This window comes from Mesorhizobium sp. CA4, assembly GCF_020165075.1.
Classification (GTDB): Bacteria; Pseudomonadota; Alphaproteobacteria; order Rhizobiales; family Rhizobiaceae; genus Mesorhizobium.
Map to the genome: position 1 here is coordinate 148,095 of NZ_JAIUHK010000011.1, position 13,800 is coordinate 161,894.

General features: G+C 61.4%; 14 protein-coding genes and 1 pseudogene. All 15 read right to left on the reverse strand.

What is annotated here, in order from left to right; translation table 11 throughout:
- Entirely contained in the window at positions 1-276 is a 276-nt protein-coding gene (locus tag LB528_RS12005) for a phage tail assembly protein (protein WP_224586727.1), read from the reverse strand.
- Between the two features lie 13 nt (positions 277-289).
- The gene (locus LB528_RS12010) at positions 290-802 is read right to left on the reverse strand and encodes a phage major tail tube protein (RefSeq protein ID WP_224715027.1); all 513 of its coding nucleotides are present in this window, start codon (positions 800-802) and stop codon (positions 290-292) included.
- Complete coding sequence (locus LB528_RS12015; RefSeq protein WP_224715028.1) at positions 799-2,196, reverse strand: phage tail sheath subtilisin-like domain-containing protein; 1,398 nt, start codon at positions 2,194-2,196, stop codon at positions 799-801. The genes LB528_RS12010 and LB528_RS12015 overlap by 4 nt, the downstream gene beginning before the upstream one ends.
- A gap of 89 nt (positions 2,197-2,285) precedes the next feature.
- A complete protein-coding gene (locus LB528_RS12020) occupies positions 2,286-2,912 on the reverse strand; it encodes a DUF4376 domain-containing protein (protein WP_224715029.1) in 627 nt (208 codons plus the stop codon).
- 773 nt (positions 2,913-3,685) lie between these two features.
- Entirely contained in the window at positions 3,686-4,660 is a 975-nt protein-coding gene (locus LB528_RS12025; RefSeq protein WP_224715030.1) for a pyocin knob domain-containing protein, read from the reverse strand.
- A 9-nt stretch (positions 4,661-4,669) separates the two neighbouring features.
- Positions 4,670-7,894, reverse strand: a complete 3,225-nt coding sequence (locus tag LB528_RS12030) for a DUF4815 domain-containing protein (protein ID WP_224715031.1) — start codon at positions 7,892-7,894, stop codon at positions 4,670-4,672.
- Between the two features lie 2 nt (positions 7,895-7,896).
- Positions 7,897-8,988 (reverse strand): phage tail protein, encoded by a 1,092-nt coding sequence (locus LB528_RS12035; RefSeq protein ID WP_224715032.1) that lies wholly within the window; start codon positions 8,986-8,988, stop codon positions 7,897-7,899.
- Positions 8,985-9,833, reverse strand: a complete 849-nt coding sequence (locus LB528_RS12040) for a baseplate J/gp47 family protein (RefSeq protein ID WP_224715033.1) — start codon at positions 9,831-9,833, stop codon at positions 8,985-8,987. The genes LB528_RS12035 and LB528_RS12040 overlap by 4 nt, the downstream gene beginning before the upstream one ends.
- Positions 9,830-10,159: a GPW/gp25 family protein gene (locus LB528_RS12045; RefSeq protein WP_127256511.1), complete on the reverse strand. Its 330-nt coding sequence runs from the start codon at positions 10,157-10,159 to the stop codon at positions 9,830-9,832. Before LB528_RS12045 ends, LB528_RS12040 begins: the two co-directional genes overlap by 4 nt.
- A 20-nt stretch (positions 10,160-10,179) precedes the next feature.
- Complete coding sequence (locus LB528_RS12050) at positions 10,180-10,749, reverse strand: phage baseplate assembly protein V (RefSeq protein WP_224715034.1); 570 nt, start codon at positions 10,747-10,749, stop codon at positions 10,180-10,182.
- Positions 10,742-11,308 carry a hypothetical protein gene (locus tag LB528_RS12055; protein WP_224715035.1) on the reverse strand — a complete coding sequence of 189 codons (567 nt, stop codon included), beginning with the start codon at positions 11,306-11,308 and terminating at the stop codon, positions 10,742-10,744. The genes LB528_RS12050 and LB528_RS12055 overlap by 8 nt, the downstream gene beginning before the upstream one ends.
- A gap of 3 nt (positions 11,309-11,311) precedes the next feature.
- Positions 11,312-11,641 (reverse strand): hypothetical protein, encoded by a 330-nt coding sequence (locus tag LB528_RS12060; RefSeq protein WP_224715036.1) that lies wholly within the window; start codon positions 11,639-11,641, stop codon positions 11,312-11,314.
- Positions 11,642-11,658: 17 nt separating this feature from the next.
- Positions 11,659-12,741, reverse strand: coding sequence for a major capsid protein (locus LB528_RS12065; RefSeq protein ID WP_224715037.1), 1,083 nt, complete (start codon positions 12,739-12,741; stop codon positions 11,659-11,661).
- Between the two features lie 32 nt (positions 12,742-12,773).
- Positions 12,774-13,418: a head decoration protein gene (locus LB528_RS12070; protein ID WP_224715038.1), complete on the reverse strand. Its 645-nt coding sequence runs from the start codon at positions 13,416-13,418 to the stop codon at positions 12,774-12,776.
- Between the two features lie 24 nt (positions 13,419-13,442).
- Positions 13,443-13,800, reverse strand: a pseudogene (locus tag LB528_RS12075) (hypothetical protein); the annotation flags it as partial.

Genomic DNA, 13,800 nt, shown 5'->3' on the forward strand with positions numbered 1-13,800 from the left:
TTAGGCCGCTCGCTTCCGCCTCCCCATAAAACCCTCAATGATCTTGCCGAGCGCGTCGATATCCTCGGCGTCCAGTTCATCGAACGCCTCGGGCGGCCAGCCGGCGAGGCGGCAAATGATGAACGCCGTTTTGTCCAGGTCCGAATCCTGGCGGTCCATATCCCGAATGTCCTTGCCCTTGATCCGGCGCAAGATGGCTTCCGTGACCTCGCGCCCTTCAATCGTGATGGGCTCGACCAGCGGGTGACGCTTCTGCTTGCGAATATCGGTCGTCATCGTTCATGCTTCCTTACAGGCCGATTGCGGTTCGCTGAGTGGCAAGCTGATCGATGCCGCCAATCTTGCGAACCATGTTGATGATGTCGATTTCCACAAACTCGACATCCGCCTGGCGATAGCGGAAGTAATCGAGTTCGTAGGTAAGCGTCTTGGTGGACTTCGTGCCGGGCTTCCACTCGCTGAATTCGGCTTCCGTCAACATGCCGCGCATGTTGATAACCACCGCCTCGGCGGCCTGGCCCTGGGCTTGGAGGGCGCCGCGAGCGACCAGGGCGATGCCGTCGACGCCGATAAGGCTGATGATGGCAGGGTCGTAATCGGAAAGAATGATGGACGCGGTGAGCGCTTCCGTGCCCATTTCCAATTTCTTCGGGCCATCCATGCCGCCGGCCCGGTGCTCTTCGGTCGTGAACGCGATCTTGGGAAGCGTGAGGCTGTCACACCGGCCGGCGTAGGAAAGACCGTCATTGTACAGGTTGAACGCCTTAAGCTGGCGCGGCAGCGCAAAAGTGGGGGTGCTCATTGCACAAGATCCTCAAGGAAGTCGTTGACGATGCGCGACCGGAAAATGACGTGCTCGGCCGGGTACGGCGGCGTGAATTCGATGTTGAACCACACCTTGCCCTCGGAAATGGACGCGGGCGAATTGAGGTCCGGGTCGGCGTAGCACCGGCCGCCGATAAGGGCGCCCATCGCAACCAGGCTGCGAATGTAGGCGTTCACGGACTCCTCAACGTCATCAATGTACGTCTTGGTGATGTTGCGATCCACGGCCCAAAGGTGAGCGCGAAGGATGGAGTCATTGATGATATCCGCCGTGCGAACCACGGACAGGAAGGCGAATTTCGGGTCGCTGGACAGCGTGCGGTTGCCCCAAAGGCGGAAACCGTCTTCGCGGATGATCGTTGCGACGTTGCCTTCGTTGAGAAGGTTTGCGCGGCTGTTCGCGTCACCCAGGGCGAAATCGATTGCGCGGTCGGTGCCCACAATGCCGTTGATGTTCTGGTTTGACGGCGACCACCAGAATCCGCGGTCGTTATCGATCTTGGCGATAAGGCCAGCAACGGCCGAGGAAGCCGGTTCGCTGTTGACGTTCGCGCCGCGCGGAACCTTCACACCAGGGTCGACCACGTAAACTCGTTTCGAACCGAAGTCGTCGGCATAGGTGATCGCGGCGGGATCGTTCGTGTTCGGGCCGTCCGCGATGATGACGGCCTTAAGCCGTTCCGCGATGCCGATAAGCTCGGCTACAACGGCGTTCGCTGTGGCGCCGAGCGTGACGGGCGAGGCGGCGCCCGCGAGGCCTGCCGAGGCAGCGAACGAGAAGACCGGGGCCACGCTGTAGCGGCCGGCCTTGGTAATCGTAATCGCGGTGAGTTGGCCGCCGGCAACCGTAAAGGTGCCCTCGGCGCCCGAGCCGGTTCCGCCGGTGAAGGCAAGGGCGAACGTGCCGTTTGCGCCGCCGTTGCCGGGGGTGATGGCGCCATGGCCGGCGATTCCGACTGGTCGCTCGCCGGTGAAGCCAGGGGCGATAAGGATACGCGGGGTGACGCCCACGGCCGATTGCGCCTCAAGCGCCTTGTAACAGCCCTCAAGCACGTTCGCGAGGGTTTCGCCATCGTCAGCGCCCACGTCGACACGGCAAACCACGATGACGGCGCCAATCTGTTGAAGGATGAGGTCGACCGCGTTCGGCAGGGTGCCGAGTCGGGTCTTACCGACCGAGGTGTCCAGCTTCGCGGCCTCGGCGCGGCTACCGGCGATCAACACCGGCGTATTCAGCGGGAACGCCAGGGCGTCCGCGTCCGGGGCGGTGCCGACCACGAAGATGACCGAAGAGCGGACGGTGCGAATGGGGCGGGGGCCGTCATCGATTTCGATAAGTTCGACGCCGTGCAGAAATTGAGTGCCAGCCATAGTTGCGATCTCCGAATGTCAACGCTTTCATAGGCCAGCGTTGACGTTTCGCAAACGAAGGATGTTGCGTTTACCGCCGAGACGGGGCTTCATTGGCCCGGCCAATCGGCCTCGATATCTACCGCGTCCAAGGCCTCGATATCTGCCGCTGCCATGATGCTGGCCGACAACGCCCTGGCGCGGCTGAAACAGGCTTGGACATGCCGCCCTACCGCGATGCCAATAGCCTTCATGGTGGCCGCGTCCAGCGTGACCCAAACGCCCGGCTGAGCCTCCCAATCAATCGCTTCCAAGGATGGGTCGTTCTGGAAAAGCGAAACCGCGCCGGTAATCTTAGCCTGGCTGTTCGCGTCCGTTCGAACCAGGGCGCCGTTGATGGCGATTCCGCCGGTCTCAACGGTCCAGCGCTTGTCGGCTAACGCGGCGAGCTTAAGGTCGCGGACAGTTTCAAAAGGCAGATCGGTGACAAGGTACTTTACCGTAGCCGTGGTTTCCGTGAGTTCCCATTGATCAATCGGCGCGACCGCGCACGCCTGCTTACCGGCATCAAAGGTCGGCGGTTCATCGATCAGTTTCAGCCCATAGCCGGCGGCGACGAGTTCGTCAGCCGTCAACCGACGAGCGGTTTCCGGCGTGTCACCTGTTATCCAGCCAGGATTACCTTGTGTATACCGTAGTCCAGCCTCGTTAGTTACGAGGAAGATGTCGTTACTCATAGTAATCCTTTCTTATGTAAAGTTCATGCCCAAGAACACTGACTGGTTACTGCTATTTAGCGTAACGGTCTCCGTGTATGAGCCAGGAGTGTTATAGCCTAAGAGGGCTAGTGCAAAGCTGCGTCCGCCAGAAGGTCCAAGAACGTATTGGTTTTCCGTAGCAAGTGACCACACCCTAGTTGGGTTGCTACTTAGCAGAAGTGCCCATATGGTTGCACTGTCATTTGGCACAGTCATAGTTGCAGAAGCAAACGTAGCAGTGCCGGTGGCTTTTTGTGTCACAGGTACACCGCTTCTGTACCCGGTAACTGCCCAAAAGGCCATGATAGCGTCTGCCACACCACTTTGCCCGTTACCACCACTAAGGCTCATAGTAACGCTATGAGTGCCGGCTGAAACAGCCTTGTACCCCATACTACCCTTGTAGTTATTCGAGGTCGTGGCAATAGCAAGTGTGCCTGCCGAACCATCCACCGTCATAGCAGTAGGGGTCGCTGACACCGGGCCGTACGAAAGCAGTGTAGCTACAAGAATACAGTCATCTGGTACTGTGACAGAAGCAACAGTGAAGTCCTGATTGCCGGGGTTCGGGAATAGTGTGTAGCCCAGATAGTTAATGCGCGGGGGAAACAACGGTTTCCATACACCGGCATCCTTTGCCCAGCCCTGCTTAGGTAGCTTCCAGACCCCGCCGTCCTTGATATGGATCCGGCTAGCATTGGCAGTAAGCGCAGGCTTCCAGACGCCGGCATCTTTCACATATGACGACATGATTACACCTGAAACCACACATCGCCATCAACACCGCCCGAGGGCGCGGCGGTTGTGATGGTCATAGACCTCGCTGCCATCGTGCCGACCGAGGTTTTCAGGGCGTAGCGCGCGTCCTGTTCGGCTTGACTGATCTGGAGCTTGTACCAGGCTCCCCAAACACCATTTGCGCGATGACGCCGCCAAGCAAGGGTGTTCGCAGCGGTGGCCGAGTCGAACCTATGGACTGTTTGCGTGCAGAAGCCCGAAGCGTCGTTTCGATGTGCATCCACAACGCCGATGTACCAATTGGCATCAGGAGCATTGGCAACTGCCGCTCCCATATACCAGCCATTGTCGAGGGCGGTGTTCCAGTCGGTGATGGTCTTCGCGACAAGTCCAAGGCGGCCAGCGTCCAAGTACGCCGTGGTGGCTAGCTGAGTGCTGTTAGTCCCGCCTGCAGGCGTGGGGGCCGTAGGCGCGCCCGTGAACGCGGGGCTAGCGAGATTCGCCTTAAGCGCCCCCAGGGCAGAAACAAACGCGGTCGTGGCGAGTTGCGTCGTATTGGTGCCAGCGGCGGCAGTGGGCGCCGTGGGCACGCCCGTAAGGGCCGGGCTCGCAAGCGGCGCCTTGAGGCCAACTGACGTCAGAATCTGTGTGATGATGTCCGGGTTATTCTGCAACGCCGCCGCTAGTTCCGCGATGGTGTCCAGGGCCGCCGGTGCGGCGCCGATGAAGTCAGCGAAGTTCGCTCGCACCCATTGAGTGGTTGCGATGCGGGTCGAGTTGTCGGTGCTGCCCGGCGTCGGGGCCGTAGGCGTTCCAGAAAGCGCGGCGTTGAGTAGCGGGGCCTTCTGCACCAGGGCGGTGAGAATGGCTGCGACGTCCACGTCTACGGCCTGCAAAGCGGCTATCAGGCGCGCCACGTCATGCGCGAGGTCGTTACCCGCGCTTGGCAGCGGATAGTTCCGGTTCGGGGTTGCGGTGTCGATGGTCATTGGTCAACCTCAAATCGAGAAGGCGCGAAGGTCGGACACCGCCGGGCGGGCCGCCGGGGAACCGGTGAGCGTGAGACGGATACGGCCCTGAATTGCGGTCAGGCCGGTAGTTCGGAAAGTCCGCTCAAAGGTGCCATCCGCCAGGACCGTCGCCGACGCCTGCGGCAGCAGTAGCCAATTATCGTCAGCCTTGTCGTAGTGAACGGTAAGGGCCGAGCCTGCCGGCAGCTTGGTTTTCATCACTGCGTCGAGGCGGATCAGGTTCCCCATCGTGAACGCGTCGCTGACATAGACGCCGTTGGCCTGCATCGTGCCTTTGATCGCAAGCACGTCACGGCCCATGATTGGCGAAACCTTGTCGGTGCCCGTCAGGATGGCGCGCAAAGCGGCGTTGCCGGTGAAGAACGATTGCCGCTCCCACACCTGGCCGGGCTCGATCCGCACCGGAGTTTCGCCCACGGGCTCGATTTCGAACACGACGCGGGTGTCGCCGGTAGGCAAGAACACCTGTGCTTCCGCGATGAAATCAGACAGCGAAATCGCGGTGACGGTGCCGAGGGCGATTGTCTTGGACACCGGATCGAACTTCGCCGCGTTGAGGCGAAAGGTAAGGTCTTCGTCTTGGTGCGCGGTCCAAGTCGTGGCATTCGAGGAACTGAAACGAACGCCGATGGTGTAGGGCTGCGCGCCAATCCATTCCTGCCGGGCCGCATCGAAGCCGCCGCGCGCCGCGAACGAAACCGAATGGTTCGGGTCGTTCGTCTTGAGCACGAATGCGGTTTCCACGCCGGCCGGAATGAAGACGGGGGGATCAAAGGTGAATTTGTGCCAGGTTCCGATAATCGCCGAATGCATATCGGTTTCGGTCTGCGCGATGACATCGGTCGTCGGGTAGCCGTTATCCATCGTGACGATTTCGCAAAGCACGGGCTGCGAGGCGTCGCCGATGGCGCAAAACTTCACCTCGATAGAGGCGATGTGCCGGCCTTCGCCGAACATGAAAGATTGCGCCACCGGGTCGGTGCGGCTTCCGCCGTTCCCGCCTTGTCCGTTACCGCTACCGCCGCCTGTGTTGCGCGGCGGCGGATCACGGAAACGCTGTACGGTCGTGATCTGTTGGCTAGTGCTGATCTCAATGCGGCCCTGGCCGGTGAACTCGGCGGCGGCACTATCGCCGCCAGCGCCCACGGCGGCGACGTGCTTGGTGCCCGAGGGGACATTCGCCGGAATAGTGAAGGTACCCACCACCTTGCCGTTGACATCGGCAGCGAGAGGACCGGCCGGCGTCACGTCGATACCGTCAAAGGTGAGCTTTTGAAGGATCTCGCCCGAGCCGAAGCCATCGATTTCGAACGCGACGTTGATCTGCCGAAGGAAGTAGGCCGTAGCCTCGCGCGTAGACGTGATGACCTCGACATTGGTCACGCGCGTCCGGTTCCCTTGGCCGAACACCTGAGTGACGGGCGAAAGCGATACGTCTTGGGTTTGCGTCCAAAAATCTTGCGAGGGCGTCAGGTACATTTTCGCCGGAAGCGGCGCGAATGACTGGTAAGGATTGATCTTCGTGCAACCCGTCACCGCCTCTTGCAAGATAAGGGGCTCTTCTGTGTAGGTGAGGCATGCCGGGGCCGCCATCGAAAAGGCTTGGAAGCTCGGGATGATCGGAATCTGGAATGAGCCGTTGAACACCGCCCCGTTCTGCGCCTCGCCCGCATCGCGGTAGCGGTCGTCATTGAGCGGGTCCACGAACACGCCCTTTTTCGCCACCGGCTCACGCGCCGAAATGTCCATTTGCAGACGCGCCAGCGCTATCAGGTCGATGGCGTCGACAAGGCGGTCATACATGCGTTGGAGTTGCCAGAACGGAAGCGACCGCGTGCCGTTATTGATGATGGCAGGCGTTCCGAACCAATCGTTTTCGACCACGCAAAGCGCAAGCAACGTAGCAGGCGGGGCCGGCGGCTGCGGTTGCTCAACGGCGGGAATGCCCTTGAGGTAAACGACATTTCCGTCCCTATCGAGACAGATGAGGTCGTGGCGCGGCAGATTAAAGTTGTAGCTCACGAACACGTTGCCGCCCGTGACGCCGCCGGAAATGGTGATGCCGGTAGGCGTGACAACCGAGGGCACCACGGCGTCGAGGTAACGATAGGTGATATCGAAAGAAGAGCCGGGCGCCGGTTCCGGGCCGCCTGGCGACCAATCGATACGGTCGCCGTTGCGCGTGTAGCTGGCGGGCGAGGCGTAGGTCGTCGCGCCTTGCTTCACAAGCGAGATAGACACCACGCCGGTGTGCCCGAGCAAGTCGGTCGTGTTCGCGACCGCGCCGCGCACGATGGTTTCGGTAACTTCCTTCGTCACGATGACTTGCGCGACCGAGTTGATCGGCGAGCGGTTGAGGGCGATAGTCGCGGTGCCGGTGCCGCTATCATCGAACGTATGCGGTTCCGAGGCGATGTTGAGAATATCCGGCTCTTCGGGCTGTCCGAAGCGAGTCGCGGTGTTCCGGGTGCGCTTGTACCCGAGGATATTGGCGGTGCCTTCCTCGATTGAAAACCATTGCTTGCCAGCGGACAGGCCGAGAGCCGTAACCCGGCATCCGCGAGCCACATAATTTTCGTGCGCGTCATAGTCTTGAGCCGCCATCGCGGCGTTAAACCCGGACAGCGAGGGCGGCGGGGTTTGGTCGACAACGAAGCCGTCGCGGATCTGGTAGACGCGATACAGGGCGCCGGCTTGGCCGTCGCCGTCCCATCCCCACACAAGCGAAAGCTCTTCGCGAGCCGCGCCAGGTTCGCCGTAGGAAACGATCGCTTCCTCATGCAGGCCGAGCAAGGACTCGTCTTCCTCATGTGTCACGACCGTTTGCAAAACGCGAACGCCGACCACGACATCGCCCACAATCGGCAGGCCCGCAAAGGTGGCTTCGCCAACCGGGCGGATATCGCCTCGCACGTACACCTCGCCGGCCGCCAGAGTGGTGTCGCCGGTGAACGGGTCCACAATGATTTCGCAACCCTTGCGGCGGTCGCCGTCACTGGCAACCATGTTGCCGATGTTGGTTCGCTTCCTCGCCTCGATAGAAAACGCTTCGTTGAACTCGGCGCCCTGCGCAAACTTGCGCTCGCGCATCAACACCCGCTCGCGCGGCGGGCTGGCCTGCGAACGGTCATAGATATCGGCCAGGTCGGGACGGGTCGCCTTGTCGAAGATCAGATATTGTTCGTTCGCCATTTTCAGATTTCCAATTCGATGGTGACGTGCTGGCGGACTGTCCGCCGGAAGGTGAAGTCGACCGGGACGGCACCGATCTTCATGTCGGCGGGGTCAAAGCCGGGCTCAAAGGCGATTTCTTGCGGCTCGAGCCAAAGCTTGCCAGGCTTCGCGGCGTTAGCGTTGTGAGCGCGGAAAACCAGCCCCACGGAAGCGCATTGTTCGCCCTCGCTATCGCCGAAGTCGGTTCGTGCCTCGACCTGAAAGAACACCTGTCCCGGCGCCGAGTCATGGTTCGCGGTCACGTCCCGAACGGCTACGGGACGGCGGTAGCCGATGACCTGGCCGGCGGCGTCATAGAAGGCCACGTAAACGGACAGGCTGGACAGCAGAAACGATTTGAAGGCGCCGGCATCGGTAACGCCGTTCCATGAAATGCCGGGCGCCGTCCAAGGGAACGCGCCCCATTGAAGCACGTCGCCGACCGCGACGTTAACCCCCAGGGCTTCGCGCTCTTCCGGGGTCGCCATGATGCTGGCGGTGAGGTCTTCGCCATGACTCCACTTCACGGTTCCGCCGGCCAGCCGAATGCCGCTGTCGTCACCCCAAAGGGACTCGCCCCATTTCTTTTCACTCCATTCGAGGGCGCGGACGTTGTAGCCGTGCCAGCCGCGAATGAATGCCGAGCGCGCCGGGTCCGAAATGCCGACCAGATATTCGGCGTCGCGAAGCACGGGTAATTCAGCTTCAGGCACCAAACCCATGGCGACCTGATAGCGGTTCCACTTCCGGCGCCGTTCGTTCTGATCCTCGATTGAGGGCGAGGTGTAGCCAAGCCAGGACAGCGCCGCCAGGACGGCTGCAGGGGTGCCCCGGACCCGCTGCCACGGGATGCCGGCGGCGATGATTTCGGCGTCGTTTTCGAAATACTCGGATATCGGGCCAAGCCCGTATTCCGCCACGACCCAGGGCGAGAAGGCGGCCGGGATGGTGCCGTATTTCAGGCCTGCGATACTATCAATGATCGCGCCGAAATCGGGCGTCCTATCCAGCGACATGGATAGCGCGCGCTCAAAGGGCGAGGCGTTGTTTGGGAGAAGATGCAGTGCCGTCAACGCGACCTCCCGGCGAGGTTCACGGTGATGGTGCCGAGCGTTGCCGCTTGGTTGTCATTCTCAATGACTGGAGCCGCCGGGGTGACGACCTCGACCTTGGCGACGCCAGGAATATGGACTCGGGCCGAAATCCAAGACGGATTAAGATCGAAGCCGATTCCGCCTTCGTCAAAGAAAGCGGCCCGAATGAGCGTTTCCATGCTGCCAATGATCGCGGCAGGCGCGTTCGGCAGAAGCCAAACGTTCAAGACGATGTTTTGCGGCGCCTGGGTAGCCGAAACGACCTCGATAACGTCATTGATCGAACGGGCATCCGGGGCCGTAACGGCGGCCTCTACAGCGGCCAGCATGGCCGCATCAGGGACGCCGCCGTTGACACGGGACAGCAACGCGACGCGAAGTTTTGGCCCGCCGTCCACCTGATAGACTGCCACGTCTTTTACGCGGACATCAGCGGTACGGGCGAGGAACTTGTAGCGCTCTTCCGGCCCGCCGGTGGACCGGCCTTGAATCGCCAGGACGGTGCGGCTTCGCAAGGCGGCGTCCGTTTCGCCGACCAGGCGAAGCACGTCATAGAACGCGGCGAGGTGATCGAGGTCGGACCCCTTGGCGAAGAACAGAAGATTGGCTTTCGCGGCGTCGTTGACGCGCTCGCGCAACACAAGGTCCTGATAAGACGACGCTTCGATTACTTTGATCGCGGGGTCGCTTTCCAGCAACGCGGAATAATCCGGGTCAAGCTCAACAAGTTTGTTGATCGTGGCTTGCCGAATCTCTTCGTAAGAGAGGGTCGCAATAACCGCCGGGACGGGAAGTCCTTCAAGCGTATATTGCGCCTCGCTCATTTGATGACAATTCCGCTAAGTGTGATGATCTTTCCGTCCGGCAGATATTCGCCGGTTAGCCCGAATTCTATAGCGCCGTCGCCGAGCGGATTAAACGAAGCTTCCCGCAATCGTAGGCGCGGCTCCCATCGGGTGATCGCTTCGGCGAGGGCCATATAGAGGTCGACCGCGAAATCCGAATTCACGGGGTTGTCTACAAGGTTCGGAAGATCCGAACCGTACTCGCGGCGCATCACCCTCGTGCCGATGCGGGTCGAAAGAATATCCGTGATGGATTGCTTGAGGTGCGCCAGGCCTTCAAGCGGCTTGCCGGTGCGGGCGTCCATTCCGAGCATTGCGGTTCCCCTTACGCCACCGGGCCGGTGTTCGCGCCGCCAGGCTCAACGCCGGTGTGTTCGTGCAGATAGGAAATATCTTTGCCGTTGTGGGTGAGGGTGGCGGACTCTATGTCGATGGCCCCAGGCGCCTTGATTTTTATTGCGCCGCCGCTGGCGTGTATCGAGGCGCCACCGCCGATGTTGAGGGCGTAGCTCCCACCCTCGGCGACGTCCATCTTGTAGGCCTTGGCTTCATGGTCATACTCAACGACCGTGCCGTCCGGGTATATCGTCCGGTGAATGTTGCCTTTGTCCGCCGCTTGCTTCGCCTGGGTGGCGATAGAGCCCACAATGACGCCCTGAGAGGGGTCGCCAGAGGGCGAGACGATAACCACCTGTTCGCCCACGTCGAGGCTGTCATAGGTCCGCGTTTCGCCAGCCCGAGCGCTGGTAAATGGTAGCCAGTCGCTTTCGAACTTGCCGGCCTTCACGCGGTAACGGGCTTTCGCGTGGTCGACCTGCGAAACCTTGCCCACAAGGACCGAATTCGATACCCGGCGCTCAAGGTCCGTGATGTCCTTTTCGCGGCGCTCAAGCATCGGGCATCACTCCGGTTACGTCGATGTAATCGGGCTCATGGCCGGGGCCGGTATCGGGATCATAGCCAAGCATGACGGTCGTCGGGCGGCGGCCCTCAACCTCAATCAGTTGCGTGTAATAGATGACGTCGAAGGTTAGAATGGCGGTCCACAACGCGACCTCGGCCGTCTCGGCGAAGGCGATAACGGTCGAGTTGATCGTGCACCACTCAACCAGATTGCCGAGCGTGGGGTTTGCGTGAAGCCAGTTTTCAACCTCAAGCGCGCAATCGTCCACGGCCTCGGCGCCATCATCGCCGACCGCGTAGCACTCGACCATGAGCTTGAGAAAGCGTCGCCTCACCCCGCCATCGTGGCGATAGTCCGGGTCGATGACATCGTCGCCGCTGTAGACCACGACCACGGGCATGATGCGCGCGTCGGCGGGAAAGTCTCGGCTGTTGTAGACTCGGGCCTTTGCCGCCGTAGGGAACACCGGCGGCGTGCTGGCGTCCGGCGTCGCGAGTAAGTTGACGGCGGCGGCGCGGATAAGCTTTCGCGGATGCGGTGCCGAGGCCATCGCCTATTTCTTTCGCAGATGCAGCTTTGTGTTCTTGGTCGAGTCCGAAAAGGTGTCGATGACGCGGAAAGAGCCCTGGCCCGCTATCGTCACTTCGTCATCAGGCAAAGGATCAAAGCCGAGGTCGGCGTTGCGCACGTCAAGCACCGGAATGCGGGACGTGGTGGACACCTTGCCGCCGGCCTGAAGCTCGGCGTGTTCCCAATCGAAGATTGCGATCAGGTCCGACTTGATTTCGCCAGTCTCGGCGCGCCTGTAGATGACGGCCACGGCCTCGCCGAACGTATCCCGAACTATGCCGGTCATATCGTCTATGAGGCCGTGCCAATCCATGGGAGTGAGCCGCCGGATTAACCGGCGGCGGTCGCCTTGGCGGTGAGCAGCATTTCCGGCCGCGTGCAGATGTACAGCGGATAGGAATAAACCTCGGGGCGAACCCAAAAGTTGCGCTTCTCGTCGCGGATCATCATCGCGTAGAGCGGGCGGCCGATGGTGTTGACCATGTCGAAGGCTTCACCTGGCGCAAAAGCCTTCTGGAAAACATCGGGCGCGTTCATCGGGAAGAACTTGCACTTGGTCGACTTGATGCCCAAGCCGGCCTTGGTGCCAGGGGTGCCGGCGTCGCTGAACGAGTCGCTGCCGCGATAGTTGATGAACAGAATACCGCCGTAGTCGAACACCGCATAAGAGCCGGCGTTGAACACGCTCTGAGTCGCCACGCCGAAGGCGCGGGAAAGGGTCTGCGCCTGCGAGGTGTTCAAGTAGATCTCGCGAACGCTCTTGTGGCCGGTGAGCTTGTCAAAGAAGGCGTCACCGGCGAGGCCGACCACGCGGGTGCCCATCGTCCAGGCGCCGCGACTCGCGTCCATCATGACGCGGATAACGGCCCGGCACTTCTGTTCGACGTCCGTGGTGGCGGTGTCCAGCGCGAAGTCGATTTCATCGGGAACCGCGATTCCCCACTCGGAAAACCAGTCCACGATCACGGAACCGTCAGCGTCCAGAACCTTGCCCTGCAGCGCGCCAAGCTGCATGTTTTCCCAGGTCAGTTCCACGTCGCCGATAAGACGCTGTTCGTAGCGGCCCACATAGGCAATCATGGTTTCGAGGTCCGACTCCGTGCCGAACGCGCGCATGTTCTGGATCTCGGATGCGCGGATGGTGTGACCCTTCGCGATACGGCTGGTATCGTACTTGCGGATCGAGCGACCATCCCGCTTGCCCTCTTCCAGCGGCGCGCCGCGTTCCGAGGTCTGAATGATGCTCAACACGTTGCCGTTTCGGCGCTCGACCGAGACGTGTTCGGTCGAAATCGGAACGTCCGTGAACAGGTTCATGGACCCGATCAGGTTCGGCTTGAATTCGTAGTCTTCAAGCGCCACGGTCATAGAGACGGCGGAAAACGCGTCGTCGTTGAAGATGTCCATATGCATAGGTGCGGTTCCTCGTTTTCCCGTCGCCGTTGTTAGCGAACGATGATTCCCTTTTTGCCGAGCGCGGCGATTGCGGCGGCCTTGTTGGTGTCCGAAATGCCCACCGGCCAGACGAGTTCGAAGTCGCTCACTTCGGTTTCGCGGACGGAAACAACCGCCTTCTGATCGGCGGCGGTGGCGTCAACGTCGCCGAACAGGACGGCGGCGGCGTTCTGCGAGCCGTCCCCGGCGGCGGGGTCCAGCTTTTTGTATTTCTTGGCGCCAGCGGCGACCGTGATGGTGAAGCCGTCACCCGCAACCATCGGCGTCGCGCCGGCCGTGATGGTGAAGCCGAGGTCGTCGGCATAAGCCGCCCCGGTCTGGCCGGACTTGATCTTGAAGCCATCCGGGTCGGTCACGTCGAACTTGGTCGCGGCGGTAAAGTCCACCTTGTAGACGCCGGACTTTGCACCCTGGCCGGTCGTCACCGCCGAAATCGTGGCGTTGCCGGTGTTGCCGGCGTTGGCAGCGGCCACGGCGGCACCGACAGAGACCTGGCCGAGCACGGTTCCATTTAGGAACTTGGTCGCGCCGGTGAGCACGCCGACCTCACGCGAGCGCATGCCGCCGGTTTCGCCGGCCGACTCGCTGATGATGTGGGCGCCGATGCGGCGGCCTTCTGAGAGAACGGTAGACATTGCGATATTCTCCTGTTGCCGCGCTTACTTGCGCTTCATTGCCTTTTTCCACGCGGAGGCCTTGGCGCCCGCGTCGAGAACCTTGCTCGTTTCGGCCTTGGCCTTCGGGCTCGCGATGGCCGAAATGTTTTCGCCGTCGCCGGCCGCCGCCGCGTCCAAAACCTTGGAGCGGGCATCGGCCACGCTCATTTTCGTCTTGATGGCTTCCGCCACGTTGAAGGTGACGCCGAGCCGGTCGGCCTGGGCAGCGATGGCGGCGAGGCCTTCGCAACGCGCCGTCTCTGCCGAGAGAAGCTTTTCCACTTCCTGGGCGGCGGCCGAGGGGTCCGCTGCAGGGGCCGGCGCCGGGACCGGGGCAGGGGCCGGCGCGGGTGCTGGGGTG

Excerpts from the sequence above, each read along its gene's own strand:
- LB528_RS12005 (WP_224586727.1), bottom strand. The coding sequence starts at position 276 with ATGACGACCGATATTCGCAAGCAGAAGCGTCACCCGCTGGTCGAGCCC.
- LB528_RS12010 (WP_224715027.1), bottom strand. The coding sequence starts at position 802 with ATGAGCACCCCCACTTTTGCGCTGCCGCGCCAGCTTAAGGCGTTCAAC.
- LB528_RS12015 (WP_224715028.1), bottom strand. The coding sequence starts at position 2,196 with ATGGCTGGCACTCAATTTCTGCACGGCGTCGAACTTATCGAAATCGAT.
- LB528_RS12020 (WP_224715029.1), bottom strand. The coding sequence starts at position 2,912 with ATGAGTAACGACATCTTCCTCGTAACTAACGAGGCTGGACTACGGTAT.
- LB528_RS12025 (WP_224715030.1), bottom strand. The coding sequence starts at position 4,660 with ATGACCATCGACACCGCAACCCCGAACCGGAACTATCCGCTGCCAAGC.
- LB528_RS12030 (WP_224715031.1), bottom strand. The coding sequence starts at position 7,894 with ATGGCGAACGAACAATATCTGATCTTCGACAAGGCGACCCGTCCCGAC.
- LB528_RS12040 (WP_224715033.1), bottom strand. The coding sequence starts at position 9,833 with ATGAGCGAGGCGCAATATACGCTTGAAGGACTTCCCGTCCCGGCGGTT.
- LB528_RS12045 (WP_127256511.1), bottom strand. The coding sequence starts at position 10,159 with ATGGACGCCCGCACCGGCAAGCCGCTTGAAGGCCTGGCGCACCTCAAG.
- LB528_RS12050 (WP_224715034.1), bottom strand. The coding sequence starts at position 10,749 with ATGCTTGAGCGCCGCGAAAAGGACATCACGGACCTTGAGCGCCGGGTA.
- LB528_RS12055 (WP_224715035.1), bottom strand. The coding sequence starts at position 11,308 with ATGGCCTCGGCACCGCATCCGCGAAAGCTTATCCGCGCCGCCGCCGTC.
- LB528_RS12060 (WP_224715036.1), bottom strand. The coding sequence starts at position 11,641 with ATGGATTGGCACGGCCTCATAGACGATATGACCGGCATAGTTCGGGAT.
- LB528_RS12065 (WP_224715037.1), bottom strand. The coding sequence starts at position 12,741 with ATGCATATGGACATCTTCAACGACGACGCGTTTTCCGCCGTCTCTATG.
- LB528_RS12070 (WP_224715038.1), bottom strand. The coding sequence starts at position 13,418 with ATGTCTACCGTTCTCTCAGAAGGCCGCCGCATCGGCGCCCACATCATC.